29 protein-coding genes and 2 pseudogenes are annotated in these 24,048 nt (G+C 67.9%); 18 read left to right on the forward strand and 13 right to left on the reverse strand.

Going from position 1 to position 24,048, the window contains the following annotated elements:
- Positions 1-16 precede the first annotated feature (16 nt).
- Positions 17-454, forward strand: coding sequence for an SRPBCC domain-containing protein (locus tag AC1RUS_RS21165; RefSeq protein ID WP_492918605.1), 438 nt, complete (start codon positions 17-19; stop codon positions 452-454).
- Positions 455-583: 129 nt separating this feature from the next.
- On the opposite strand, the gene AC1RUS_RS21170 is transcribed toward AC1RUS_RS21165, so the two are convergent.
- Entirely contained in the window at positions 584-1,183 is a 600-nt protein-coding gene (locus AC1RUS_RS21170; protein ID WP_492918606.1) for a hypothetical protein, read from the reverse strand.
- Positions 1,173-1,688, reverse strand: a complete 516-nt coding sequence (locus AC1RUS_RS21175; protein ID WP_492918607.1) for an RNA polymerase sigma factor — start codon at positions 1,686-1,688, stop codon at positions 1,173-1,175. Before AC1RUS_RS21175 ends, AC1RUS_RS21170 begins: the two co-directional genes overlap by 11 nt.
- 118 nt (positions 1,689-1,806) lie before the next feature.
- Here AC1RUS_RS21175 and AC1RUS_RS21180 point away from each other — a divergent pair, with 118 nt between their 5' ends.
- From AC1RUS_RS21180 to AC1RUS_RS21215, 8 genes are all read left to right on the forward strand, one after another.
- Complete coding sequence (locus AC1RUS_RS21180; RefSeq protein ID WP_492918608.1) at positions 1,807-2,280, forward strand: PaaI family thioesterase; 474 nt, start codon at positions 1,807-1,809, stop codon at positions 2,278-2,280.
- Between the two features lie 4 nt (positions 2,281-2,284).
- Positions 2,285-3,211, forward strand: a complete 927-nt coding sequence (locus AC1RUS_RS21185; RefSeq protein ID WP_492918609.1) for an alpha/beta fold hydrolase — start codon at positions 2,285-2,287, stop codon at positions 3,209-3,211.
- The gene (locus tag AC1RUS_RS21190) at positions 3,208-4,188 is read left to right on the forward strand and encodes a glycosyltransferase family 9 protein (RefSeq protein WP_492918610.1); all 981 of its coding nucleotides are present in this window, start codon (positions 3,208-3,210) and stop codon (positions 4,186-4,188) included. Before AC1RUS_RS21185 ends, AC1RUS_RS21190 begins: the two co-directional genes overlap by 4 nt.
- 53 nt (positions 4,189-4,241) lie before the next feature.
- Positions 4,242-4,472, forward strand: a complete 231-nt coding sequence (locus tag AC1RUS_RS21195) for an aa3-type cytochrome c oxidase subunit IV (RefSeq protein WP_492918611.1) — start codon at positions 4,242-4,244, stop codon at positions 4,470-4,472.
- Positions 4,473-4,590: 118 nt separating this feature from the next.
- The gene (locus AC1RUS_RS21200; RefSeq protein WP_492918612.1) at positions 4,591-5,733 is read left to right on the forward strand and encodes a Re/Si-specific NAD(P)(+) transhydrogenase subunit alpha; all 1,143 of its coding nucleotides are present in this window, start codon (positions 4,591-4,593) and stop codon (positions 5,731-5,733) included.
- A gap of 22 nt (positions 5,734-5,755) precedes the next feature.
- On the forward strand, positions 5,756-6,082 hold the full coding sequence (locus AC1RUS_RS21205) for an NAD(P) transhydrogenase subunit alpha part 2 (RefSeq protein WP_492918613.1): 327 nt from the start codon (positions 5,756-5,758) through the stop codon (positions 6,080-6,082).
- Positions 6,079-6,378 carry a hypothetical protein gene (locus AC1RUS_RS21210; protein ID WP_492918614.1) on the forward strand — a complete coding sequence of 100 codons (300 nt, stop codon included), beginning with the start codon at positions 6,079-6,081 and terminating at the stop codon, positions 6,376-6,378. Before AC1RUS_RS21205 ends, AC1RUS_RS21210 begins: the two co-directional genes overlap by 4 nt.
- Entirely contained in the window at positions 6,375-7,793 is a 1,419-nt protein-coding gene (locus AC1RUS_RS21215) for an NAD(P)(+) transhydrogenase (Re/Si-specific) subunit beta (protein ID WP_492918615.1), read from the forward strand. Before AC1RUS_RS21210 ends, AC1RUS_RS21215 begins: the two co-directional genes overlap by 4 nt.
- Before the next feature lie 86 nt (positions 7,794-7,879).
- Here AC1RUS_RS21215 and AC1RUS_RS21220 read toward each other — a convergent pair whose 3' ends face one another.
- Entirely contained in the window at positions 7,880-8,230 is a 351-nt protein-coding gene (locus tag AC1RUS_RS21220) for a UrcA family protein (RefSeq protein ID WP_492918616.1), read from the reverse strand.
- Between the two features lie 658 nt (positions 8,231-8,888).
- Here AC1RUS_RS21220 and AC1RUS_RS21225 point away from each other — a divergent pair.
- From AC1RUS_RS21225 to AC1RUS_RS21240, 4 genes are read left to right on the forward strand one after another with little or no spacing between them, the layout of a single operon-like run.
- Positions 8,889-9,641 carry a M23 family metallopeptidase gene (locus AC1RUS_RS21225; RefSeq protein WP_492918617.1) on the forward strand — a complete coding sequence of 251 codons (753 nt, stop codon included), beginning with the start codon at positions 8,889-8,891 and terminating at the stop codon, positions 9,639-9,641.
- A gap of 45 nt (positions 9,642-9,686) precedes the next feature.
- The gene (locus AC1RUS_RS21230; protein WP_492918618.1) at positions 9,687-10,661 is read left to right on the forward strand and encodes an alpha/beta hydrolase; all 975 of its coding nucleotides are present in this window, start codon (positions 9,687-9,689) and stop codon (positions 10,659-10,661) included.
- Between the two features lie 13 nt (positions 10,662-10,674).
- A complete protein-coding gene (locus AC1RUS_RS21235; protein ID WP_492918619.1) occupies positions 10,675-11,592 on the forward strand; it encodes an ABC transporter ATP-binding protein in 918 nt (305 codons plus the stop codon).
- Positions 11,589-13,013, forward strand: coding sequence for an ABC transporter permease (locus tag AC1RUS_RS21240; RefSeq protein ID WP_492918620.1), 1,425 nt, complete (start codon positions 11,589-11,591; stop codon positions 13,011-13,013). Before AC1RUS_RS21235 ends, AC1RUS_RS21240 begins: the two co-directional genes overlap by 4 nt.
- A 204-nt stretch (positions 13,014-13,217) precedes the next feature.
- Here AC1RUS_RS21240 and rpsU read toward each other — a convergent pair whose 3' ends face one another.
- Complete coding sequence (gene rpsU / locus AC1RUS_RS21245; RefSeq protein ID WP_155856916.1) at positions 13,218-13,457, reverse strand: 30S ribosomal protein S21; 240 nt, start codon at positions 13,455-13,457, stop codon at positions 13,218-13,220.
- Between the two features lie 181 nt (positions 13,458-13,638).
- Here rpsU and AC1RUS_RS21250 point away from each other — a divergent pair, with 181 nt between their 5' ends.
- Together AC1RUS_RS21250 and AC1RUS_RS21255 are read left to right on the forward strand one after the other, a co-directional pair.
- The gene (locus AC1RUS_RS21250; RefSeq protein WP_492918621.1) at positions 13,639-14,307 is read left to right on the forward strand and encodes a COQ9 family protein; all 669 of its coding nucleotides are present in this window, start codon (positions 13,639-13,641) and stop codon (positions 14,305-14,307) included.
- 73 nt (positions 14,308-14,380) lie between these two features.
- A complete protein-coding gene (locus AC1RUS_RS21255; protein WP_492918622.1) occupies positions 14,381-14,587 on the forward strand; it encodes a hypothetical protein in 207 nt (68 codons plus the stop codon).
- Here the strand turns inward: AC1RUS_RS21255 and AC1RUS_RS21260 are convergent.
- The 3 genes from AC1RUS_RS21260 to purE are packed head-to-tail and all read right to left on the reverse strand — an operon-like array spanning position 14,584 to position 16,873.
- The gene (locus AC1RUS_RS21260; RefSeq protein WP_492918725.1) at positions 14,584-15,288 is read right to left on the reverse strand and encodes an aspartate/glutamate racemase family protein; all 705 of its coding nucleotides are present in this window, start codon (positions 15,286-15,288) and stop codon (positions 14,584-14,586) included. The two genes, AC1RUS_RS21255 and AC1RUS_RS21260, sit on opposite strands and share 4 nt — an antisense overlap.
- The gene (locus tag AC1RUS_RS21265; protein WP_492918623.1) at positions 15,285-16,376 is read right to left on the reverse strand and encodes a 5-(carboxyamino)imidazole ribonucleotide synthase; all 1,092 of its coding nucleotides are present in this window, start codon (positions 16,374-16,376) and stop codon (positions 15,285-15,287) included. The genes AC1RUS_RS21260 and AC1RUS_RS21265 overlap by 4 nt, the downstream gene beginning before the upstream one ends.
- Positions 16,377-16,381: 5 nt before the next feature.
- Positions 16,382-16,873, reverse strand: a complete 492-nt coding sequence (purE, locus tag AC1RUS_RS21270) for a 5-(carboxyamino)imidazole ribonucleotide mutase (protein WP_492918624.1) — start codon at positions 16,871-16,873, stop codon at positions 16,382-16,384.
- Positions 16,874-17,104: 231 nt separating this feature from the next.
- Between purE and AC1RUS_RS21275 the strand changes: the two genes are divergently transcribed.
- Both AC1RUS_RS21275 and AC1RUS_RS21280 read left to right on the forward strand, forming a co-directional pair.
- Entirely contained in the window at positions 17,105-17,818 is a 714-nt protein-coding gene (locus AC1RUS_RS21275; protein ID WP_492918625.1) for a GGDEF domain-containing protein, read from the forward strand.
- Between the two features lie 142 nt (positions 17,819-17,960).
- Positions 17,961-18,326 (forward strand): response regulator, encoded by a 366-nt coding sequence (locus AC1RUS_RS21280; protein ID WP_492918626.1) that lies wholly within the window; start codon positions 17,961-17,963, stop codon positions 18,324-18,326.
- 41 nt (positions 18,327-18,367) lie between these two features.
- Here the strand turns inward: AC1RUS_RS21280 and AC1RUS_RS21285 are convergent, their stop codons facing one another.
- From AC1RUS_RS21285 to AC1RUS_RS21295, 3 genes are all read right to left on the reverse strand, one after another.
- A complete protein-coding gene (locus AC1RUS_RS21285; protein ID WP_492918627.1) occupies positions 18,368-18,607 on the reverse strand; it encodes a YdcH family protein in 240 nt (79 codons plus the stop codon).
- 64 nt (positions 18,608-18,671) lie between these two features.
- Positions 18,672-19,121, reverse strand: a complete 450-nt coding sequence (locus tag AC1RUS_RS21290; RefSeq protein WP_492918628.1) for a TIGR02444 family protein — start codon at positions 19,119-19,121, stop codon at positions 18,672-18,674.
- An 11-nt stretch (positions 19,122-19,132) separates the two neighbouring features.
- Positions 19,133-19,756: a UbiX family flavin prenyltransferase gene (locus AC1RUS_RS21295; protein ID WP_492918629.1), complete on the reverse strand. Its 624-nt coding sequence runs from the start codon at positions 19,754-19,756 to the stop codon at positions 19,133-19,135.
- Positions 19,757-19,885: 129 nt separating this feature from the next.
- On the opposite strand from AC1RUS_RS21295, the gene AC1RUS_RS21300 reads away from it, so the two are divergent.
- The gene (locus tag AC1RUS_RS21300; protein WP_492918630.1) at positions 19,886-20,059 is read left to right on the forward strand and encodes a YdcH family protein; all 174 of its coding nucleotides are present in this window, start codon (positions 19,886-19,888) and stop codon (positions 20,057-20,059) included.
- A gap of 80 nt (positions 20,060-20,139) precedes the next feature.
- Here the strand turns inward: AC1RUS_RS21300 and AC1RUS_RS21305 are convergent, their stop codons facing one another.
- From AC1RUS_RS21305 to AC1RUS_RS21315, 3 genes and pseudogenes are all read right to left on the reverse strand, one after another.
- A complete protein-coding gene (locus tag AC1RUS_RS21305; RefSeq protein ID WP_492918631.1) occupies positions 20,140-20,856 on the reverse strand; it encodes a DUF1013 domain-containing protein in 717 nt (238 codons plus the stop codon).
- Between the two features lie 137 nt (positions 20,857-20,993).
- Positions 20,994-21,103: pseudogene (locus AC1RUS_RS21310) on the reverse strand (hypothetical protein); the annotation flags it as partial.
- A 22-nt stretch (positions 21,104-21,125) separates the two neighbouring features.
- Positions 21,126-23,982 (reverse strand): annotated as a pseudogene (locus AC1RUS_RS21315) (TonB-dependent receptor).
- Positions 23,983-24,048: the final 66 nt, after the last annotated feature.

Here is a 24,048-nt window from a genome sequence, read left to right on the forward strand (position 1 = left end):
ACGAGAGGTCCGCGTCATGACCCTGCAGTCCCAGGTCCAGCTGAAGATCCGCAAGCCGGTCGCCCAGGTGTTCGACGCGGTGGTCGATCCGCGCAAGCTCAGCGGCTATTTTCTCGAGACCGGCAGCGGCTTCCTGGCCGCCGGGGCCACGGTGATGTGGAAGTTTCCGGAGCTGGACGAGGCCTTCCCGGTCACCGTCCGCGAGGTCGTTCCGCCCGAGCGCCTGGTCCTGGAGTGGGGCTCGATGACCGGCGGCGAAAACCGGGTCGAGTTCGTCTTCAAACCGATGAACGGAGAGGAGACCATGGTCCAGGTCACCGAGTCCGGCTGGCCCGACACTCCCGAGGGCGTGAAGGCCTCGCAGGGCAACGCCGGGGGGTGGATGTTCATGCTGACGGCGCTGAAGGGGTATCTGGAGTACGGGATCAATCTGCGGGCCGGCGGGTTGTTTTAGCCGCAAAATAGCTTGTCATCCCGGCCGTAGCGCAGCGCAGAGCCGGGACCCAGGGGCGACCGCACTGCATTGGCCCCTGGGTCCCGGACAGCCTCTGCGAGGCTTCCGGGATGACAATTTATATGATGCCTACCCCTCATACTCCGCCAGCAACCCCTCCAGCCGCTCGCCCTCGGGCTTGAGCACCCAGAAATACCGTCCCGTGTTCCAGCCGACGCTGGCGACCAGGGCCACGCCGAACACCAGCAGCATCTGCCAGCTGTCGCGACCGCTGGTCTTGCCCACGTCGTGCAGCTGGTCGACGGCGAACAGCATCGGGACCATGAACACCGGCAGGCTCATCCAGAAGATCCGGCAATTGGCCCGGGCCGAACGGTTGGCCGCCAGCATGGCCGCCAGGCTGTCGCGCACCGGCGATCCGCTCGCCCCGCGCCGCCGTCGCATCAGCACCCCGACGATCAGTACGGCCGCCAGCACGCCCCAGCAGACGGCCAGCATGCCCAGCGCGCCCCATTCGCGGACCAGGCTGGTCTGGCCGATCAGGATCGACCGCAAGGCGATGGCCGTGAACAGCGTCATGGCGGCGGTCGGGATCACGAACAGCAGCAGTTCCCCGCGACGGCGGGCTTTCAGGGCGTGCATCAGTTCCTCCATCAGATAGGCCTGGGCCTTGGCGTCGGGGGTGTTGGCCTCCGATCGCCAGGCCTGTTCGAGACGATCAAAGTCCATCGTCGTGGTCCTCCACGAGGGCGGCGATCCGCTGCCGGATCCGGGTCAGGCGAGCGCCGACATTGGTTTCGCTAAGGCCCTGCAGCCGGGCGATCTGCGCATAGGCCAGGCCGTCCAGCGACATCAGGATCAGCGAGCGATCCACCGGCGGCAGGGTGCGGATGGCCGCGTAGAGCCGCTCCAGCAGACCCGCCTCCGGCTCGGCGGCGTCCAGAGCGGCGCGATGGGCCATCTCGGCCTCGACCGCCTCGCGCCGCCGCCGCCGCCGGGTCTCGCCGCGCTTCCAGGTCAGGGCCGTATTGTGCGCCACCCGATAGACGAAGGTCGCCACCGCACTGCGATCCTGGAAGCTGGGGCGAGCGCTCCAGACCGCCAGCATCAGCTCCTGCATCAGGTCATGCTGATCGGCCGGCTCGGCGAAGGCGCGGCTGATCCGGCGCAGGGCGGCGAGATGCGGCGCCAGCCAGTCGGCGAAAGCCTCGTCCTGATGTCGATCCGCGCCCATGTCCCATCCCGTGTTCGAAGAGGTTAGACGCCGCTGGCCGGCTCGTCCTTACACACTCCGTTTTCGGGGCTGTCGGGGAAGGGTTCCGCTTTGTTCAAACGCTCGTTAGGATTTGTCCATGTCCGACGATCTCACAGACGCCCAGACCGCCGCCATTCCCGAAGGCTTCCACCAGCTGAACTGGTCGCGCGGGTTCGGCCGCCAGATCGGGCCGCTGTTCGAGCAGCGCTCCGCGCCCGGCGACGCGCGCCTGGCCTTCCGGGTTGAAGAGCACCACACCAACGGCCTGGGCAACTGCCACGGCGGCATGCTGATGAGCTTCGCCGACATGGCCTGGGGCCGGATCATCTCGCTGCAGAAGTCCTACAGCTGGGTCACGGTGCGGCTGATGTGCGACTTCCTTTCGGGCGCCAAGCTGGGCGACTGGGTCGAAGGGCAGGGCGAACTGATCGGCGAAGAGGACATGGTCTTCACGGTGCGCGGCCGGATCTGGTCGGGCGACCGCACGCTGATCACCGGCACGGGCGTGTTCAAGGGACTGTCGCCGCGCAAGCCGCGTCCCGGCGAGCTGGCCTTCAAGGACGAGGGCTGAAGCCATGGCCGACGACCAGACTCCCAGCGTGGCGCCGCTGCTGGCGCCCTTCAACGGCGAGCCGCCGTCCGCGCCCAAATGGTTCGGGGACGCCCTGGCCATCGCGCCGGAACGCTCGATGATCCCGGTCGACGGCGCCGACATCGAGCTCCTGACCTGGGGCGAGGTCGGCAAGCCGGGCCTGCTGTTCCTGCACGGCAACGGCGCCCACGCCGACTGGTGGAGCTTCATCGCGCCCTTCTTCGCGAAAGACTGGCGCGTGGCGGCGATCTCGTGGGCCGGCATGGGCGGTTCGGGCTGGCGTGAGGCCTATTCGGCCCAGTCGTTCGCCGCCGAGGTGTTCGCGGCGGTCGAGGCGGCGCAGCTGGAGGCCGGCGGGGTCAAGCCGATCCTGGTCGGCCACTCGTTCGGCGGTTTCCCCACCCTCTATTGCGGCGTCGAGCACGCCGACCGGCTGCGCGGGATCGTCATGGTCGACAGCAGCATCCAGCCGCCCGAGAAGCGCTGGAAGGGGCCGCCCAACCGTCCGGGTTTCGGCAACAAGGTCTATGCCACGCTCACCGAGGCCCTGGCGCGCTTTCGCCTGGCCCCGCCGCAGGCCTGCGAGAACCTCTACATCGCCGACTATATCGCCCGGCGGTCGCTGAAGGCGGTCGAGGGCGGCTGGACCTGGAAGTTCGACCCGGCCATCTGGCAGCGGTTCTCGATGCCGGACCTGGGCAAGCTGCTGCCGCGCATCGCCTGTCCGGCGGCGCTGATGTGGGGCGAGCGGTCCAACCTTATGCACGCCGAGACCTTGGACTATATGATCGGGGAAATGCCCAAGGACGTCCTGCTCGTGCCCATCCCCGACGCCGACCACCATGTGATGATCGACCAGCCCCTGGCGTTCGTGGCCGGCCTGCGCGGCCTGCTCGCCGCCTGGACATGACCGAGCCGTCGAGCCCGCCCGCCGGAATGATCATGGTCTACATGCCCGACCGGGGCGTGGGCGACCTGATGTGGCACCTGCCGACCCTGCGGGCCATCGCCGCCCGCGCCATCAACGGCAAGGTGCTGCTGGCCGCCCGTCCGTCCAGCCGGGCCCGCGAGCTGCTGGCGGCCGAGCCCTGCGTCGAGCATGTCGACTATCTGGACTATCGCGCCGGAACCTTCCGTCACCTGGTCGAGATCGCGGACTTCTACAAACTGTGCCGCCTGCGCCGGCCGCGCGCGGTGTGGATTCTGGAAAAGATCGACCGTCCCGCCATCGGCGCCGCCTTGGCCGGCGTGCGCGAGCGGCGCGGCTTTGGCCTGGGCCACGGCCAGGAAGCCTGGCTGACCCACGGCCCCTATCTGCCGCGCGCCCTGCGTCCGGGTCACCGCATCGAGAAGCTGGCCGCCTTCGAGGAGGCCCACGGCCTGAAGGTGGCCAGTCGCGAGCCGGCGCTGATTCCCGTTCCCGCCGCACTCGAGGCGGTCGAGCAGCGCTTTGGCCATTTGCCGCGGCCATGGATCGTCTACGGCGTCGGGGCCAGCGAGCCGCGCCGCTGCTGGCCGCTGGAGAACTTCCGCCAGCTCAGCGGGCAACTGAGCGACAAGGGGGGCACGCACTTCTGGCTCGGCGGATTCGGCGACCTGGCCGCCGTCGACGCGGCCCTGGCCCGCGATCCGGTGGGCGGGGTCAATGTCTGCGACCTGAAGCTGGACGTCGGGGCGGCCCTGCTGTCGCGCGCCGACGTTTTCATCGGCAACGACTCGGGGCCGCTGAATCTGGCCGCATCGGTGGGCGTTCCGGCCGTCGGGCTGTTCGGCGACAGTCCGCCCCTCGACTATTCTCGATTTTTGCGGCCGGTTGTCGGTCCGCGAAGCGGCATGACGGCCCTGACGGTCGAAAGTGTCGCGGGCATCGCCCGCTTGAGCCTTTAGGCGCGCCGTTGTAAGCGGCGGGACGATTTTCTCTTTCCTCTGAGGACGACGACATGGCCGGCGACTACCACCGCGGTGAGATGGACATTCACGAACAAGCCGCGACCTTCGTCGCCTTCGGCAAGATGGCCAAGTGGGGCTCGCTGGCGATCTCGGTTCTGCTGCTGACCATCACCCTCTGGTTCTGCACCACGGCCGGCTTCATCGGCGGCGTGATCCCCGGAATCGTGCTGGCGATCCTTGGTGTCGTGTTCCTTCGCGAAAAGCCCGCTTCCGCTCACTGACACCGGTAGACATCGGCATATTTTCTCCCCTGCGCGCTGTTAAAGCCTCGACAAGAGGCAAGACTATCCCTTAGACAGCGGCGCAGTCTGGTGAGCGAACAACGCTCTGGGGAGGGGTATGCCGATGGCCGTCATCGCCGTGACGAAAGAAACCCGCGGGGGCGAAACGCGGGTCGCCGCCACGCCTGAAACCGTCAAGAAACTGACCGCGGCTGGCTTCTCGGTGGTGGTCGAGGCGGGCGCGGGCGTCGCGGCGTCTTATCTCGACGCCGACTACGAAGCGGCTGGCGCCAAGCTGGCCAAGACCGCCAAGGACGCGGTCAAGGACGCGGACGTGCTGTTCAAGGTGCGCGCGCCCGAAGCCGCCGAGATCGCGGCCCTGAAGAGCGGCGCGATCGTCGCCGCCGCCCTCAATCCGCACCAGGACAAGGACACGCTCGCCGCCCTGGCCAAGGCCGGCGCCAGCGCCATCGCCATGGAGTTCATCCCGCGCATCACGCGGGCCCAGGTGATGGACATGCTGTCCAGCCAGGCCAACCTCGCCGGCTATCGCGCCGTGATCGAAGGGGCCGAGGCCTACGGCAAGGCCCTGCCGATGATGATGACCGCCGCCGGCACCGTCGCCGCGGCCAAGGTGTTCATCATGGGCGTCGGCGTCGCCGGCCTGCAGGCCATCGCGACCGCTCGTCGCCTCGGCGCGGTGGTCACCGCCACCGACGTGCGTCCGGCCACCAAGGAGCAGGTCGAGTCGCTGGGCGCCAAGTTCCTGGCCGTCGAGGACGAGGAGTTCAAGAACGCCCAGACCGCCGGCGGCTACGCCAAGGAGATGTCGAAGGAATACCAGGCCAAGCAGGCCGAGCTGGTCTCCTCACACATCGCCAAGCAGGACATCGTCATCACCACGGCCCTGATTCCCGGTCGCCCGGCCCCCAAGCTGGTCAGCGCCGAGCAGGTGGCCTCGATGCGCGCGGGCTCGGTGCTGGTCGACCTGGCCATCGAGCAGGGCGGCAACGTCGTCGGCGCCAAGCTGAACGAGACCGTGGTCACCGCCAACGGCGTCAAGATCCTGGGCGCGGCCAACCTGCCGGGCCGCATCGCCACCGACGCCTCGGCGCTCTACGCCCGCAACCTGTTCGCCCTGTCGGGCCTCTTCCTGAACAAGGAGGGCGCCTTCGCCCCCGACTTCGAGGACGAGATCCTGAAGGCCGCCCTGGTCACCCAGGGGGGCGAGATCGTCCATCCGTCTCTGAAGACCGCCTAAGCGCATAGAAAGGGAGGCTCCCATGGAAGCCGTCGACCCCACCGTGTTCCGTCTGGCGATCTTCGTGCTCGCCATCTTCGTGGGCTACTACGTCGTGTGGAGCGTGACGCCCGCCCTGCACACGCCGCTGATGGCCGTGACCAACGCCATCTCGTCCGTGATCATCGTCGGCGCCCTGCTGGCGGCCGCCGCCCACGGCGGTTCGGGCGAGGCCGCCACCGGCTCGGTCTGGATCTCCAAGGGCGCCGGAGCCCTGGCCGCGGCCTTCGCGGCCGTCAACATCTTCGGCGGCTTCCTGGTCACCAACCGGATGCTGGCCATGTACAAGAAGAAGGACAAGGCCAAGTGAGCGGCCCCGCCACCCTGACCCTGGCCGCGCTGATCGTGCTGATCCTCGCCGCCGGCGTGTCGATGGTGCTGCCTCGCAAGAAACCGACCGGAAACGGCGCGGCCTTCGCACCCGCCTTTGTCCTGATCGCTCTGGGTCTCAGCTCCAACGCCGTCGGCCTGCAGGCCGGGACGAGCGCCGCCGCTGACATCCTTCGCTGGCTCTCGCCCTTCGCCGTCGGCATGGGCGTGGCTCTGCTGCTCGCCAATCTGCGCGCCGACAAGGCGCCGCCGCCGTCCGGGGGGACCTCCGAATGAACGCCAATATCGCCGCCATCCTCTACATCGTCTCGGGGGTGCTGTTCATCCTGGCCCTGCGCGGCCTCTCCAGCCCTGTGACCAGCCAGGCGGGCAACCGCAACGGCATGATCGGCATGGCCATCGCCGTGGGCACCACCCTGGCCACCCTGTGGAGCCAGGGCGCTCTGGATACGGTGACCCTGGGCCTGATCGTCGCCGGCGTCGCCGTCGGCGGCGGGGTGGGCGCGATCATCGCCCGCAAGGTCGCCATGACCTCGATGCCGCAGCTGGTCGCCGCCTTCCACAGCCTGGTCGGCATGGCCGCCTGCCTCGTGGCCGTGGCCGCCATCTACACGCCGGCCGCCTATGGCATCGTCGGCGAAGACGGCGCGATCCACCTCAACAGCCTGATCGAGCTGTCGCTGGGCCTGGCCATCGGCGCCATCACCTTCACCGGTTCGGTCATCGCCTTCGCCAAGCTGAACGGCAACATGGGCGGCGCGCCGATCATGCTGCCGGCCCGCCACCTGCTGAACATCCTGATCGCCCTGGCCATCGTCGCCCTGGTGGTCGTGCTGGTCATCACCGGCGGCGAGGCCAAGTGGGCCTTCTGGGGCATCTTCGCGCTCAGCCTGCTGATCGGCGTCACCCTGATCATCCCGATCGGCGGCGCGGACATGCCTGTCGTGGTGTCGATGCTGAACAGCTATTCCGGCTGGGCGGCGGCGGCTCTGGGCTTCACGCTCGAGAACACCACCCTGATCATCACCGGGGCCCTGGTCGGCTCGTCGGGCGCGATCCTATCCTACATCATGTGCAAGGGCATGAACCGCTCGTTCGTGTCGGTGATCCTGGGCGGCTTCGGCGCCGACGCCGCGGCCGCCGGCCCCGGCGGCAAGGTCGAGAGCCGTCCCGTCAAGCAGGGCAGCGCCGACGACGCGGCCTTCATCATGAAGAACGCGTCCAAGGTCATCATCGTCCCCGGTTACGGCATGGCCGTTTCCCAGGCCCAGCACATCCTTCGCGAGATGTGCGACAAGCTGAAGGAAGAGGGCGTGGAGGTGAAGTACGCCATTCACCCCGTCGCCGGCCGCATGCCCGGCCACATGAACGTGCTGCTGGCCGAGGCCAACGTCCCCTATGACGAGGTGTTCGAGCTGGAGGACATCAACAGCGAGTTCTCGACGGCCGACGTTGCCTTCGTGATCGGGGCCAACGACGTCACCAACCCGGCCGCCAAGACCGACCCGACCAGCGCCATCTACGGCATGCCGATCCTGGACGTCGAAAAGGCCCGCACGGTTCTCTTCATCAAGCGCGGCATGGCCTCGGGCTATGCCGGCGTCGAGAACGAGCTGTTCTTCCGCGACAACACCATGATGCTGTTCGGCGACGCCAAGAAGATGGTCGAGGGCATCGTGAAGGGTCTCTGACCTTTCGCCTGTCACGATCTGGATAAAGCAAAGGCCTCAGGTTCCCCTGAGGCCTTTGTCGTTTTCGGGTCCGGGCTGTCTGGGGATCACCGGGCGGCGACCTCGACGGCCTTTTCGGCGCGGGCGGCCACTTGCAGGGCGTGGCGCTGGTGGCTCGACAGCTGGCGGCTGACTTCGCGTTCGACTTCCGAGACGCAGACGCCGAACGGCATGTCGCGGGGGTTCATGCGGCCCTTGGCGCGGCAGATGTTCTGGGCGGCCTGGTCGACGCGGGTCTTGAAGACGGCGGCCTGGGCGGGGTTGGAGAGGTTCAGGTCGCCGACCGAAACGCGGGCTTCGATCTCGGCGGCGTTGGCGGCTTGGGTCAAGCCCAGGACCGGAACGGCGGCCAGGCTCAGGCTGGCGACGGTGGTCAGGCTCATGATGAACTTGCGCATTTGAGTAATCCCTCGGTGTTGGTTTCTGTCCGGCGCGTCCCTGCGCCCCATGTCCAGAGGTTTACTTGCGAGTTCTGACGAAGTCCCGTTACGTCTCATTCATGACGTGTAATTTAAAGAATTACAGCCAGTTCATTGAATAAAAGTTCTGTAATGTTTGGGTCGATATTTGCTCGCCGTTCGGCCGGCGACTGAGCGACTTGCGGGTGCGGCAGGGTGTCGCGGGGCGGATGGCGCGCGGCGCCAAGAGCGCGCGGCTGTCGATCGTCTCCGCGCCAAGCGCTCGATGGCAGAGTCTTGATGTCGATCCAGGTCTCACCCGGATCACGAAATCATTCCGAAGATAAGTCGAGCTTTATCGGCCGATCATTTGGAATGATCAGCGCTGAAATAGAATGAAGCGTTTCGTGTATTCATCGATATGCCCGACCTTCGATGAGTAGGATGAGATCATTTGACGTGAAAATCATTGTAACGTCGCCTTGGAAAACCCTGTTCCGCAAGCGCTGCATTGACGAATGGTTAAGCTGCGCCCTGTTTTGGCCCCAGAGAGACTGCATCCACCCCGCCGATTCATCATCACGAAAGATCGATGTGGGACCAAGAGCGCCTTCGCGCGGTCCCCAGCCAGACCGATCGTCTGACAGGAAGCGGAAATTTGACGTCTCAGACCCTTGCCGCGCGGCCGCCCTATTCCCGTGTCGCCTTCCTCGCCCTGATCGGCGTGATCGCCACGGTGGGTGCGCTGAACGCGACCACGGCCCTGCGCGCCCTGGCCGGAGAACCCTCGGTCCAGGCCTCGGCGCCCGTCGTCGAGCCCGAACCCGCCGAGGTCGAGCCGCCGCCCCCGCCGCCGCCCGCCTTCGTCTTCGACACGCCCCTGCCGGGCCGGGTGGTCAATTCGCCCTTCGGCCTGCGCCAGCTGCCCTGGGAAGAGAACGGCCGCCTGCATGAGGGCGTCGACATCGCCGCCCCGGAAGGCTCGGCGATCCGCGCCGCCACCGACGGCGTCGTCGTCCGCTCGGGCGTCAGCGGCTCGTACGGCCGCTTCGTGGAGCTGGCCCACAAGGACGGCTTCCGCACGATGTACGCTCACTTGGGCGCCACGGCGCGGGGCGTGAAGACCGGCACGTACGCCAAGCGCGGGGCGACAATCGCCTATGTCGGCAGCAGCGGCCGCTCGACCGGCGCGCATCTGCATTTTGAAATCCGCCGCAAGGGCAAGCCGCTGAACCCGTCGTTCTTCCTGGGCCAGACCTTCGCGGAAGCCGGCGACCTGCCGCTGAAGGCCGCCGCCCGCGTGTCTCGCAAGGTGCGCGTGGCCACGGTGTCGAACTGGCCCGAGGGCGTGAAGACCACCAAGACCAGCGCCGGCCGCGTCCGCACGCGGATTATCGTCGCCGACAGCTAGAGATCGACGCTCGACGCGTCACGAACCGCCGGTAAGCTAAGGGCCATGCTGAAAGTCCTTGGTCGCGGTTTCGCCGGTGTCGTCGTCTTCTTCGTTTCCTATATCGCCGTGGGCGGGATCATGAGCGCCAAGGGCGCGCCGCGTCCTCGGGGCGAGATGGTCCAGATCGAACCGGGCCGCAGCCTCCGCCTGGTCTGCGAGGGGCCCAAGAGCGATCGTCCCGTCGTCTGGCTGGAGGCCGGCGCCTTCGGCTTCGCCGCCGACTGGGGCGCGACCCAGGAAGCCCTGACCGCCGCCGGCTGGCGCTCGTGCGCCTATGACCGCGCCGGCATGGGCTATTCGCCGGTCGGCCCCGCGCCGCGCGACGGCCTGGCCATCGTCTCGGACTTCGAGAAGCTGGTCGCCGCCTCGGGCGAGCCGGGCCCCTACATCCTGGTCGGCCACTCGATGGCCGGCCTGCGCCTGCGCCAATATGCGGGTCGCAACCCCGACAAGATCGCGGGCCTGGTCCTGGTCGACGCCGCCACGCCGGAGGCCGCCAGCAATCCGCGCCTGCAGGGCTTCATCAAGGCCTTCGCCTCGGCCTCGCGCTGGGCGGCGCGCGGCGCGTCGATCGGGCTCTACAAGCCGCTGGTCCACACCGGTCTCGGCGACAAGATCGGCCTGCCCAAGGCGGCCGGCGACGAGAAGCGCTGGGCCTTCGCCAATGGCCGCCACAACCGCGTCTCGGCCGACGAGGTGGCGCTGTGGCCCCAGGCCTCCGACCAGGCCGCCCTGCAACCCGCCTTCGACCCGAAGTGGCCCGTGGCCGTGGTCACCGCCGGACCGGTGGCGGGCCGCGAGTCGTGGAAGGCGATCCAGGCCGGTCCGGCCAAGGCCTCGCAACACGGCCTGGTCGACAATGTCGAGGCCGCCACCCACACGCGGCTGCTGGGCCACGGCTTCGCCGACCACATCGTCCGCGCCGTCGTCTTCGTGGCGGACGCGACCAAGGCTGATACAACTCAAAAGAGCGATTGATTCGGGAGCGCGCATGTCGACCGCCCTCAGCCTGGACGGCGTCAGCAAGCGCTATGGCGACTTCCACGCCGTGCGCGACGTCAGCTTCTCGGTTCCGGAGGGACGCATCTGCGGCTTCCTGGGCCCCAATGGAGCGGGCAAGACCTCGACCATCCGCATGGCCCTGGGCCTGATCGCGCCCACGGCGGGCAAGATCACCGTCCTGGGCAGCGACGACGCCCGCAAGGTGCGCGACCGCATCGGCTTCCTCCCCGAGGAGCGCGGCCTCTACAAGCGCATGACCCCGATCGACGCCATCGCCTTCTTCGCCGGGCTGAAGGGCGTGGCCGACGGCGAGGCCCGCAAGCGCGCCAAGATCATGCTGGAAGGGCAGGGCCTGGGTCCCTTCATGACCAAGCCGATCCAGGCGCTGTCCAAGGGCATGGCCCAGAAGGTTCAGCTGCTATCGGCCCTGGCGCACGAGCCGGAGCTGGTGGTGCTGGACGAGCCGTTCTCGGGCCTGGATCCCGTCAACCAGCAGGCGCTGGAGGCGATGATCCGCGACATCGCCGCCCGGGGGGCGACCGTCCTCTTCTCGACCCACGTGATGCAGCATGCCGAGCGGCTGTGCGACCGGGTGGTGCTGATGGCCCGGGGCCGCAAGGTGTTCGACGGCGACGTGGCCGAGGCCCGCTGCGCCGCGCCCCGCGCCTTGGTCCTGGAAGGCGACCTGACCGCCGAGGAGGTCGCGGCCCTGCCCGGGATCGGGTCGGTGGTCTCGGAAATCCTTCCGGACGGCTGCGCGCGCTATGTCGCCACACTGGAGCCGGGCGCCGACGGCCAGGCGGCGCTGAAGGCCGCCTTCGCCCGCGACCTGGCGCTCAAGCGGTTCGAGGCCCGAGAGCCCAGCCTGCACGACGCCTTCATCGTCCTGACCGGAGGCCAGGCATGAGCCGGCTGCTGCGCATCGCCCGCCGCGAATACCTGGCCTATGTCCGCACCGCCGGCTTCTGGCTATCGATCCTGGCCCTGCCGCTGGTGATGACCGTCTCGATCAGCGCGCCGATGCTGATGATGCGCTCGGCACAGCCCGAGCGGCTGGCGATCGTCGACCTGACCGGCCAGGGGATGGGGCAGGCCCTGGCCCAGCGCCTCGACGACGAGCAGGCCCGGGCCGTGGGCCGCGCCCTGCGCGCCGCCGCCGTGGCGGCCGGCGGACCCAAGGCCGGCGACAGGGTCAAGGCGGCGCACGACCGGGGCGGCGAGGCTGCGGGCCGCGCAGCCCTGGCCAGGATCAATCCGGCCGTCGCCGCGCGCTTCAAGTCGCCCAAGCCGCCGGCCGTGCTGCAGCCCCCGCCGGCCGAGGCCCTGAAGGATCCCCGCAACGCCGGCCAGGTGGTTCGCCAGGCGATCTCCGACCGTCAGCTCGACACCGGGCTGGTGCTTCTGGGGCCGCCGGACGCCATCGTGATGGACCTGTGGAGCCGCAACCTGGCCGCGCCGGTGCTGGAGAACCAGCTGCGCAACCACGTGCGCGACATCATGCGCCAGCGGGCCCTGGCCCGGGCCGGCGTCGACGCCGCCACCCTGGCGGCCGTCGAGGACCTCAAGCCCACGCTCAACAGCCTGTCGCCCAAGGCCGCCTCGGGCGCGAAGATCTCGCTGCGCGACCGCCTGCCCACCTATGTGGGCTTGGCCATGGGCTTCCTGCTCTGGTCGATGGTGATGACCGGGGCCGGCATCCTGCTCAACAGCGTCATCGAGGAGAAGTCGACCAAGATCCTCGAGGTCCTGCTGTCCTCGGCCTCGGTGCCCGAGATCATGGGCGGCAAGATCCTGGGCGTGGCGGGGCTCACGGGCACCGTCATCGGCGTCTGGGCCGTGGCGGGGACGGTGGCCATGCTGGCCTTCGCCCCGGGCCTGGCGGGCGACCTGGGGGCCGTGCTGGTGGGCAAGGGCCTGCTGCTCTACTTCGCCGCCTATCTGATCGGCGGCTACCTGATGTACGCCTCGCTGTTCGCCGGCATCGGGGCCTTCTGCGAGAGCCAGCGCGACGCCCAGACCCTGCTGGGGCCGATCATGCTGGTGATGAGCATCCCGGTGATCTTCATGAGCCAGGCGATCCGCACGCCCGATTCCCCGATCCTGAACGCTCTGTCCTGGATCCCGCCCTTCACGCCGTTCCTGATGCCCGCCCGCATCGCCAGCGATCCGCCCTTGGCCCAGGTGATCGGCACCACAGTGCTGATGCTAGCGACCACGGCCCTGATCGTCTGGGGCTCGGGCCGGGCCTTCCGCGCCGGGGCGCTGGCCACGGGCAAGGTGGATCTGAAGGGGCTGGTGGGGCGGATGGTTCGGCGTGACGCCGGCTGAGGCTTGCCCCCTCCGCGCCTTTGGCGCTCCTCCCCCATAGGGGGAAGATAGAGGTCGGCGCTGCTCATCTTCCCCCTATGGGGAAGGACGACCGCGAAGCGGTCAGGAGGGGGTGAGTCCCCCAAACCCAACCCCAGAAACGACGAAAGCCGCGCGGATCGCCGCGCGGCTTTCGAAATCTTCACGTCAGTGAGGCTGTGAAGCCTACCGCGCGCCGACCGGCTTCTTCGGCATCGGCAGCAGACCTTCGCGCTGAGCGCGCTTGCGGGCCAGCTTACGAGCGCGACGAACGGCTTCGGCCTTTTGACGGGCGCGCTTTTCCGACGGCTTCTCATAGTGCACGTGCCGCTTCATTTCGCGGAACGAGCCTTCGCGTTGCATCTTCTTCTTCAGGGCCTTGAGGGCCTGATCGACGTTGTTGTCGCGGACGAAAATCTGGACCAGGGGTCTCTCTCCATTCGACGGCCCGACCAATGTCCCGAGTCCCTCTCAGGGGCCGGGCGGGCGAACAAAACCTGATAAACCTGGAAGGGGGGCTTCCAGGAAACGAGGGGCGGCTGATAGCAGAGTGAATGGGCTCTGTCCATGCGCGACGCGGCCTAAACCACGGTGTAGACTCGGATTCATGAGCAATTTCGCCCAGGACGAAAACAAGACGGGAAGCCGCTGGGCCGAGGAGGCCGAGCAACGCGTGCTGGACGAGGCCGTTCGCCTGGCGCCGGCCGCCGGCTGGAACGCCCGCCTGACCGAGCGCGCCGCCCAGGCCGCGGGCCTTTCGCCCGGCGAAACCCAGCTGCTGCTGCCCGAAGGGGCGCGGGACCTGGCGGCCCTGCTGTCGCGGCGCCATGACGCGGTCGCGCTTGAGAATCTGGCCATCCACGACCCCAATGCGATGAAGATTCGCCAGAAGATCCGGGCCGGCGTCGTCGCGCGGCTGGACGCCGTCGCCGCCGATTCCGAGGTGATGCGGGCCCTGGCCGCCTTCCTGGCCTTCCCGACCAACCTGGCCCTGGCCCTGCGCCTGACGTGGGAAAGCGCCGACAAGCTGTGGCGCTGGGCCGGCGATACGGCCACCGACGAGAACCACTATTCCAAGCGCGCCATCCTGTCGGGCATCCTGGTCTCGACCCTGGCCGTCGACATGGCCTCGGGCCGCGACTCGGCCTTGGCCCACCTGGACGCCCGCATCGACAACGTCATGGCCTTCGAGAAATGGAAGGCTGGCCTCAAGCCCATGGACCTGGCCAGCGAGCTGGTCACCGCCCTGGCCAAGATGCGCTACGGCCGCGGCTAGCCTCCCAAGGCTCAGCTGCCTTGCTGGCGCCTCTTTGACGTCGGATAGCCGACATCGACGTCAAAGAGGCCGCATGCTCGAACAGGACAACAGCTTGGAAGTGCGCAAGCTCGGCGATCGCTGGGCCGTCGTCTCGGGCGACGATGTGCTCTTCTATTCCGACAGCTCGGCCGCCGCCCACGCGATGTGCGCCTCGGCCCAGTCCATCCTGAACGTGGGCGAGCGTATCCGCCGCCGCGAGGACGAGGCCCGGAGCTTCTCGGGCTTCGACGAGACCTAACCCGCCAGCGACCGCTCGACCGCCGCCAGGGCGTGGAGGGTGGTGGTGTCGAACACCGGCACAGGGCTGTCGTCTTGGCCCACCAGCAGCATGATCTCGGTGCAGCCCAGGATGATCCCCTCGGCCCCGCGCGCCACCAGGCGCTCGATCACCCCGCGATAGACCTCGCGCGAGGCGTCCAGCACCTGCCCGGCCACCAGCTCGCGATAGATGATGTCGTGCACGGCCTTGCGGTCGTCGGCGTCGGGGGTGAGCACCTCTAGGCCGAAGCGCTTTTCCAGGCGACCGCGATAGAAGTCGTGCTCCATCGTGAAGGCGGTGCCCAGCAGGCCGATCCTGCGGATTCCGGCGGCCTGGATCGCCTCGCCGGTCGGATCGGCGATATGCAGCAGCGGGATATGCACGGCCGCCTCAAGCGAGTCGGCCTCGCGATGCATGGTGTTGGTGCACAGCACCAGGAACTCCGCTCCGCCGGCCTCCAGGGCCCGGGCGGCGTCGGCCAGGCGGCGGGCCAGCTCCGGCCAGCGCCCGGCGTGTTGCAGGGCCTCGATCTCGGCGAAGTCGAACGACCACATCAGGCACTGGGCCGAGGCGACGCGGCCCACGCGCTCGCGCACCGCCTCGTTGATCAGCCGATAGTATTGGGCCGAGCTTTCCCAGCTCATGCCGCCGATCAGGCCGATGATCGCGGGCACGGTCAGTCCTTCAACGGCCGGAGCCGGTTCACGTGGCCCATCTTGCGCCCCGGCCGGGCCTCGCCCTTGCCGTAGAGGTGGACGCGGGTCTCGGGCTCGCCGGCCAGCTTCTTCCAGGCCTCGACATCGGCGCCTAGCAGGTTGGTCATTTCCACGTGGGCGTGGGGCTGGGTAGGGCCCAGAGGCCAGCCGGCCACAGCGCGGATGTGCTGCTCGAACTGGTCGACCTCGCAGCCGTCCTGAGTCCAGTGGCCGGTGTTGTGGACGCGCGGGGCGAACTCGTTGACCAGCAGCTTGCCGCCGGCCAGCTCGAACAGCTCCACGCCGATGACGCCGACATAGTCGAGGGCGGTGAGGATCTTGATGGCGATGGTCTCGGCCTGGTCGCGCGTCGCGGTCGTCACCTTGGCCGGGGCCGAGGTGCGCTTGAGCACGCCGCCTTCGTGGTGGTTTTCCGACAGGGGGTAGCAGGCGATCTCGCCGTCGCGGCTGCGCGCGGCGATCACCGAAAGCTCGCGTCCGAAGTCGGCGGGGGCTTCCAGGATGGCGGCCAGCTGGCCGATCTTGGCGAAGGAGGCTTCGGCGTCGCCGGCGCGCTGGATCCAGGCCTGGCCCTTGCCGTCATAGCCTTCGCGGCGGGTCTTCAGCAGCGACGGGGCGCCGATCTTGGCCACGGCGGCGGCAAGCGTCTCGGCGTCGTTGACGGCGGCGAAGGCCACGGTGGGCACGCCGATCTCGGCCAGGAAGCTCTTTTCCACCACCCGGTCCTGGGCGGCGGCCAGGGCCTTGGCGCCCGGAGCCACCACGCAACCCAGCGCGGCCAGCTCGGCGACGGTGTCGGCGGGAACGTTCTCGAACTCGTAGGTGACGACGTCGCAGGCCTCGGCCAGGCGCTTGAGCGCCCAGCGGTCGTCATAGGCGGCGACGATCTGGCGGGCGGCGACGCGGCCGGCGGGGCTGTTTTCCTCGGGATCGAGGATCACCACGTCGAAGCCCAGGCGCGCGGCGGCCAGGGCCAGCATGCGGCCCAGCTGTCCGCCGCCCAGGATGCCGATCGTCGAGCCGGGAACGAGAGGGAAGGCGGCGTCGGTCATGCGGATCAGTCCTCGACGCTTTCGGCGACGCTGTCGGTCTGGGCCTGGCGGAAGGCGGCCAGGCGGGCGGCGAGGGCGGGATCGGACAGGGCCAGGATCTGGGCGGCCAGCAGGCCGGCGTTCTTGGCGCCCGCCTCGCCGATGGCCAGGGTGGCCACGGGGATGCCGCCCGGCATCTGGACGATCGACAGCAGGCTGTCCAGACCGCTGAGCGCCTTGGACTGCACCGGCACGCCCAGGACGGGGAGGTTGGTCATCGAGGCGGCCATGCCCGGCAGGTGGGCCGCGCCGCCGGCCCCGGCGATCACCACCTTGAAGCCCGCGGCCTCCGCGCCCTTGGCGAAGTCGAACAGGCGCTCGGGCGTGCGGTGGGCCGAGATCACCTTGGCCTCGTAGGCGACGTCCAGGCTGGCGAGCGCGTCGGCGGCGCCCTTCATGGTCGGCCAGTCCGAGCGGCTGCCCATGATGATGGCGACTTGAGGCGAGGTGGCGGGCATGGCGTCGAGGTCCCCTTGGTCGGCGGCGGGCCTGAAAGCCGCCCCGTATGCGCGTCAATCGCGCGAGCGCAAGTCCAAAACGCCATGTCCGCCTTGGAAACGGGCGCCGCGACACCCCACCTGACAGGTGTGGCCACAAGCCCCTGCGACTAAAACGCGCCTGGATTGCGCCGAACGACGTTCCCGTTAAGACTTAACCATAGCTGCGTAACCGAACGATTCCCTGAGCTCATGAAGATTTCCGGCGCCCGGACCGAACCCTTCGCCGCCATCCGCAAGCGGGCGCTCGCCCGTGCGGGGGCGCAGGTCTCTTCGCGCGAGATCGCCGCGCCCGACGCCGCGTCGTTCCTGGGCCTGACCGAGGCCGACCTGACGCCCCAGGTGCAGGAAGCCCTCTCTACCCTGATGACCGAGATCGACGATCTGCGGAATGAGGTCTCGATCCTGAAGCTGCGCCTCAACGAGGCCCAGAACCAGGCCGACCAGGACGTGCTGACCCCGGTGCTGAACCGCCGCGCCTTCCTGCGCGAGATGAAGCGCGTCGCCGCCTTCGCCCAGCGCTACGGCTCACCGGCCAGCGTGGTGTTCTTCGATCTGGACGGCTTCAAGACCGTCAATGACCGCTTCGGCCACGCGGCCGGCGACGCGGCCCTGCAGGCCGTCGCCCGCCGCCTGCTGGCCAATGTCCGCGAGAGCGACGTGGTCGGGCGCATGGGCGGCGACGAGTTCGCCGTGCTGCTGGCCCAGGCCGACAAGGAAACCGCCCTCAGCAAGGCCGCCAGCCTGGCCGCCGCGATCACCGACACCCCGGTCGAGTTCGGCGAGTGGTCCGCGCCGCTGCACATCTCGTGGGGCGTGCGCGAGATCCAGCCGGGGTCCGACCCGGAAGCCGCCCTGGCCGAGGCCGACGCGGCGATGTTCGTGCGCAAGCGCCGCCAGGCCTGATTTCTTCCTAGGTGTAGTCGCACGGGGAATCACCCCTAGGTCTTGCGACGTTTCGCGCAGGGACTCCCGCCGATGTGCGCGGTACCAAGATTAACGGCCCGTTAAACATACGAGGGCCGGTTCTGGTGCGGGACGGCACGACATGCAGCGTATTCTGATCGCCGAGGATGATCCTCTGCTGGCGACCATCTACGAGATCACGCTCAGCGAGGCGGGGTTCGAGGTCATGGTCTGCCGTGACGGCGTTGAGGCTCTCGACAGCCTGGACGCGTTCGCCCCCGACCTGGTCATCACCGACTACTACATGCCGCGCATGACCGGCGGCGAGCTGATCCGCGCCATCCGCCAGCGTCGCGGCGGCCAGACGGCCACCTTGCTGGCCTCCGCCATCGACCCCGAGCGCCTCGACGCCGACCAGCGCGCCGACGGCCGCCTGGAAAAGCCGATCACCCCGGCGCGTCTGCTCAACGGCGTGAGGTCGCTGACCGACTGCCCTTTGGCGGCGTGAAAGGCTGAGCCCTAGATCCTCCCCACAGAGGGGGAGCATCTTCAAGCGATGATGTCCGGCATCAGGCGGTCTTCCAGCCGGCCGATCTGGTCCTTCAGGGCCAGCTTCTTCTTCTTCAGGCGCGCCACCTGCAGCATGTCGGGCTGGAAGCGCTCTTCGAGCGCGCGGATCGCGTCGTCGAGATCCTTGTGTTCCTCGCGCAGGACCGCGAGCTGGCGCTCGATGGCGACATCCGACTCGTCCGACGGATCGTCGTCATTGATGGACGTGCCATCGCTCATGGATGTTCCTCGACCGGCCCTTAAGGGGAGATAGATAGCAAAGGCTGACGGGCCGTAAAGGGATTCAACCCAGCGCCGCCGCCAGCCTTTCGAGGGCTCTGGTCCGGGGCGGATCGCCCGACGCCGCGGCGGCCGCCTTCAACCCCTCCAGAACGTCCGCCGGCGGGCCCGCGGGGCCGCAAAGCGCCTCCAGACTCTCCATCAGGACGCGCTCGCCGTGCAGCTCCACGCCCTTGATCGCCTCGCGCAGACCCTCGCGCCCGTCGTCGGCGACATCGGGCCGGGCGGGTTTCAGCGCGCGGCGCACGCCCCGCAGCGGCGCGCCGACCTCGCGGTCCCAGGTCTTCATCAGGCCGGCGGCCTGCTTGAGGTCGGCCGAGCGGCCCTCGCCGGCCGCCCAGGCGGCCCACAGCAGGTAGGGCACGTTCTGGCCGTGGGCGTCCTGCAAGTGCAGGCAGGCGTCCGCGACAAGCTGTCGCGCATAGACTTCGAGCGCCCAGTCCCAGAGCCGCATGGCGTTAACCTTCACTCTTTTCCGGCGATCGGCGCGATGTCCTCGCCCCACCGTTTGACAGGCGTCCAGGTGAAGTCGAACAGGTCCAGCACCCGGCCCACCGACTGGTCGACCATCTCGCCGATCGTTCGCGGCTTGGCGTAGAACGCGGGAAGCGGCGGGGCGATCACCGCGCCCATTTCCGACAGCTTGGTCAGGGTGCGCAGGTGGCCCAGGTGCAGCGGCGTCTCGCGCACCATCAGGGCCAGGGTCTTGCGCTCCTTGAGCACCACGTCGGCGGCCCGCGTCAGCAGCGAAGACGTTACGCCGCTGGCGATTTCGCTCATCGTCCGCACCGAGCAGGGGGCGATGATCATGCCCAGGGTGCGGAACGAGCCCGAGGCGATCGCGGCGCCCACATCGGCGGCGCGGTGCACGACATCGGCCTTGGCGTTGAGGTCGGCGACCGAAAGATCGGTCTCCTGCGACAGGGTCAGGGCCGCCGATTTCGACAGGACGAGGTGGCTCTCGATCCCCAGTTCGCGGCAGGCGTCCAGGGTCCGGACGCCGTAGATAACGCCCGAAGCGCCGGAGATTCCGACGATCAGTCGGGGGCGCCCTTGGGGCCGATCATCGGTCGTGGTCAGGTCCGACATGGTGAATTTTCGTCCGTCACGGGAGGAAGCGGAGCCAAGTCAAGCGGCGCCGCGTGCAACGATATGTGATCTGACAGCCGGACGCACCGGGTGTTCACTATCCTTCTCAACAGCAAGGAGCCGACAGCCATGGCGATCGAATCCCGTATCCGCGAGCTTGGGTCCCGTCACGAGACGCTTGATCGCTCGATCCAGGAAGAGACCAAGCGTCCCGCCAGCGATGGAACCCGACTTAGGGAGCTAAAGCGGCAGAAGCTCAGGCTGAAGGAGGAGATAGAGGGACTTCGAGCACAGCTGCATTGACGCCCTTCTAAAGTAGAAAAGGCCCATTCCGTGATCGCGGAATGGGCCTTTTTCGTTCGGGGCGAGCCCGGAGGCGAGGACTAGTCCTCGTCTTCCTCGTCGTCGGCCACGTAGGTCGACTTGCCGAAGACGTCCTCGGCCTTCGGCTCGGCGCGCGAGGCGCGGTAGTCGATTTCTTCCTCTTCCTCGACAGCCTCGACGGCGCCGGTCTCGGAGGCGGGGCGCAGGGTGGGGTCTTCCGGCAGGATGCCCTTCTTCAGGTCGTCCTTGGCCTTCTTCTCGGCCGCTTTCTTGACCAGGGCGTCCAGCTCCAGCTGGCCCACTAGGCCCAGGGTCACGGGATCGACCGGCTTGATGTTGGCCGCGTTCCAGTGCGTGCGGGCGCGAACCTGCTCGATGGTCGACTTGGTGGTGCCCAAGAGCTTGGAGATCTGGGCGTCGGTCACTTCGGGGTGGTGACGCAGGAACCAGGCGATGGCGTCCGGACGGTCCTGGCGACGCGACACCGGGGTGTAGCGCGGGGCCTTCTTCTGCGGCTTCAGCAGCTCGGCGTGGCGGCTGACCTGGGCCTTCATGCGATAGGCGTCGTTGGCCTGGGCCTTGTCCAGCTCTTCGCGGGTCAGCTGGCCATTGCCGATCGGGTCGGCGCCGCGGATGTCGCGCGCCACTTCGCCGTCGGCGATGCCGCGCACTTCCAGCGGGTGCAGATTGCAGAAGTCGGCGATCTGCTCGAAGCTCAACGACGTGTTGTCCACGAGCCAGACGGCCGTCGCCTTGGGCATCAGGATGTCGGACATGCGGTCCTCCAGAAATGACGGCGCCCGGCCTTTCGGCCGGGCGGGATGTTGGTGAACGCTATAATCCGGTTCACGGAAAAAGGGAACGGGCGACGTTCCCGAGGGCCATGCATATCGACATTCAGCCGGAGGGACCGAAAACCCCGTCCTTCGACAAGCTCAGGATGAGGTTTTCTACCGAGGCGATTACCGAGGCGGCTTTGAATTCGTCCTCACCCTGAGCCTGTCGAAGGGCGAGGACGGTCCCCGGGCTTGAATGTCGATCGGGTCTAGAACTGCAGGTTTGCGCCGATGAACACCGTGCGGCCGCTGGTGGTGTAGTTCCACAGGCGGGTGGCGCCGGTCTGGCCAAAGCCGTTGTTGTAGCTGTTGACCTGCTCTTCGCGCTCGTCGCTGAGGTTGATGGCGTCCAGCGACAGGCGGATGCGCGGGCTCAGCTGATAGAAGGCCGCCGCGTCGACATAGGTGGTGGCGTTGAAGCCGCCGCTGTCGATCGTGTAGTCCGAGCGGTAGTTCGACGACACCCGCGCGCCCCACTTGGCCGTCTCGTAATAGAGGGTGACGTTGTAGTTGCGGTCCGACAGGCCGTAGATCGCGCCCTTCTGGTTCTTGCCGTTGACGAGGTTGGTCGTCTCGGAGTCGATGAAGGTGGCGTTGGCCACGACGCCCAGGTTCTTCAGCGGGCCGGGCAGGAAGAAGAAGTCGCTCTGGGCGCTCAGCTCCAGGCCGGTCAGCTTGGCGTCGTTGAGATTGACCTGGCGGGTGTAGGTCGAGACGTTGGTCGAGCCGGTGACGCCCGCATAGAGGCCCTCGGCCAGGCCCGTGCTGGCGTAGCTGACATTGGTTGTGGTCTGGCTGACGACCAGGCCGTCGATGTCCTTGTGGAACACGCCCGCCGTCAGCATGCCCACGCTGCCGAAGTACCACTCGGCCGACAGGTCGTATTCGTTGGAGGTGTAGGGATCCAGGTTCGGGTTGCCGGTCGACACCGAGATGTTGGTCCCGTCGACACTGATCGTGCCGTTCATGGCGTAGGCGCCCAGCGACGGGCGGTTGATGTTCTGGGCCGCCGCGACGCGAACCTGGAACTGGTCGGACACTTCCAGCACGGCGTTGAAGGCCGGCAGGACGCCCGAATACTTCTTTTTGGCCGTGGTCGGGGTGTTGACGCCCTTGACCGCCATCACGCCCGACGAGGTCAGCTCGGTCTCGTAGGCCCGCAGGCCGGCGTTGCCGCGCAGGGGCTTGCCGAACAGCTGGGCCTTCCAGTCCAGCTGCAGATAGCCGGCGGTGGTGTCTTCCTCGACCTCATAGATCGACTTGGGCGCGCCCAGGGTGCGGGTGACGCCGTAGGCGGCCAGGGCCTTGTCCCAGTCGACATTCACCCACGACTGGTCGTGGTGCTGGTTGAAGATCGTGTAGTAGCTGGTGACGCGGTCATCCAGCGTGCCCTTTTCCCAGGCCGTCTTGTTCACGTCGTCGTTGGTCTGGGTGTAGCCCGCGTTCGTGAAGGCGCGATACGAGGCGCCGCCCTTCAGGGTGACGTCGTCGTTGAAGGCGTAGGCCCCGTTGAGCTCGGCGTTCTTCAGCTCGGTGCTCTGATAGGTGGCCGAGAAGTCGATCTCGTGGGCGCGGTAATTGTTCGGGTCGGTGGTGTTCCACTTGTAGGTGTTCTTGCCGGTGTCGCCGCGATAGTCGGTGATCAGGCCGCCGAACGCCTCGGTGTAGAACTTGTCCGAGATCGGGATGTCGTAGTCCGAGCTCTCCTGGCCGATGTGGCCGTCCACGGTCAGCTTGTCGGTGATCTTCCATTCGCCGGTCAGCACCAACTGGTCGAAGGTGTTCTTGGTCTGCTGGCGACGGGTCTCGGTGGCGAAGACGGTGTTGTCGACGTCGGCGTAGATCACCGTGTTGTACTGGTCGTACTGGATCGAGTTCAGCACCGGCGGGGCGCTGACCAGCGTGCCCGAGTGCGGCGTGGCCGCGCCCAGGATGGTCGAGTTCAGCGTGGCGCGGGTGGCCAGGCTGTTTTCGCTGCGGTGGTTGGTGAACTTGCCGTGCAGGGCGTCCAGGGTCAGGGTGACGTTCTCGACCGGGCGCCATTGCAGCGCCGTGGTCAGGCCCAGGCGCTCCTGGTCCGAACCCCACACCGTCAGGCGGTTGCCGCGCTGGAAGATCAGCTCGCCGTTCATCGCCTTGGCCTGGTCGGCGGCGCTGAGGTTGACGACATTGGCGGCCAGGGCCTTGGTCGTCGGGGCGGCGTAGGTGTTGTAGCCCTGCTCCTCGGTCTTGCGCTTGGAATAGGCGACCGAGACCAGGACGCCGAACGTGTCGTCCCAGGTCTTGCTGAACATCGCCGCGCCGCGCGGCTGGGTGTCCTTGGTGGCGCTGTTGGTGCCGGCCTGCAGCGACAGGGCGGCCTTGGTTCCCGAATAGTCGAACGGCTTGGCGGTGTAGAGGCCGACGGTGCCGGCCATGCCGCCTTCGTCCTGCTCGGCCGAGAACGACTTGCGCACGTCGATCTTCGAGAACAGCTCCGAGGCGAAGATGTTGAAGTCGAACGCGCGGTCGCGGGACGTCTGGCCCCGGCTGTCCATCGGCGAGTCGACGTTGCCCAGCACTTCCATGCCGTTCAGCTGCACGCGGGTGAAGTCGGGGCCCAGGCCGCGCAGGCTGACGCGACGACCTTCGCCGCCTTCGCGGTTGATGGCCACGCCGGGCAGGCGCTGGAGCGATTCCGCCAGGTTCAGGTCGGGGAACTTGGCCATGTCCTCGGCGACGATCACGTCGGCGACGATGGCGCTGTCGCGCTTCATCTGGCGGGCGACGCCCAGCGACTTGCGGAAACCGGTTACCACGACGGCGTCGACGGAGTCCGCGCTGGCGTCAGCGGACGTTTCGGCGGCCGGCGCGACCTCGGCGGCCTGGGCCGCGCCGAACAAGGCCAAGGCGATGACGGTCGACGCGGCGCTCATGGCCAGCGCCTTCTTGGTGGATGACATGGAAACCCCCTGCACTTGCGCCGGAAGGAGGAGGCCCTGTCGGGCGTCCGGCGCGTGGCCGGGCGTTAGGGGCGTTCAGTGACCCTGAGCTCTCGGTTCGATAAAGAGTTTGTGACGACGCAATCTTCGCGCGAAACTTGGTGTATGCGCACCGACTTGCCTTCGGGTGTCCGGTCCCGCCAAGCCGATG

This window comes from Caulobacter sp. GW821-FHT10F06 (assembly GCF_058809215.1).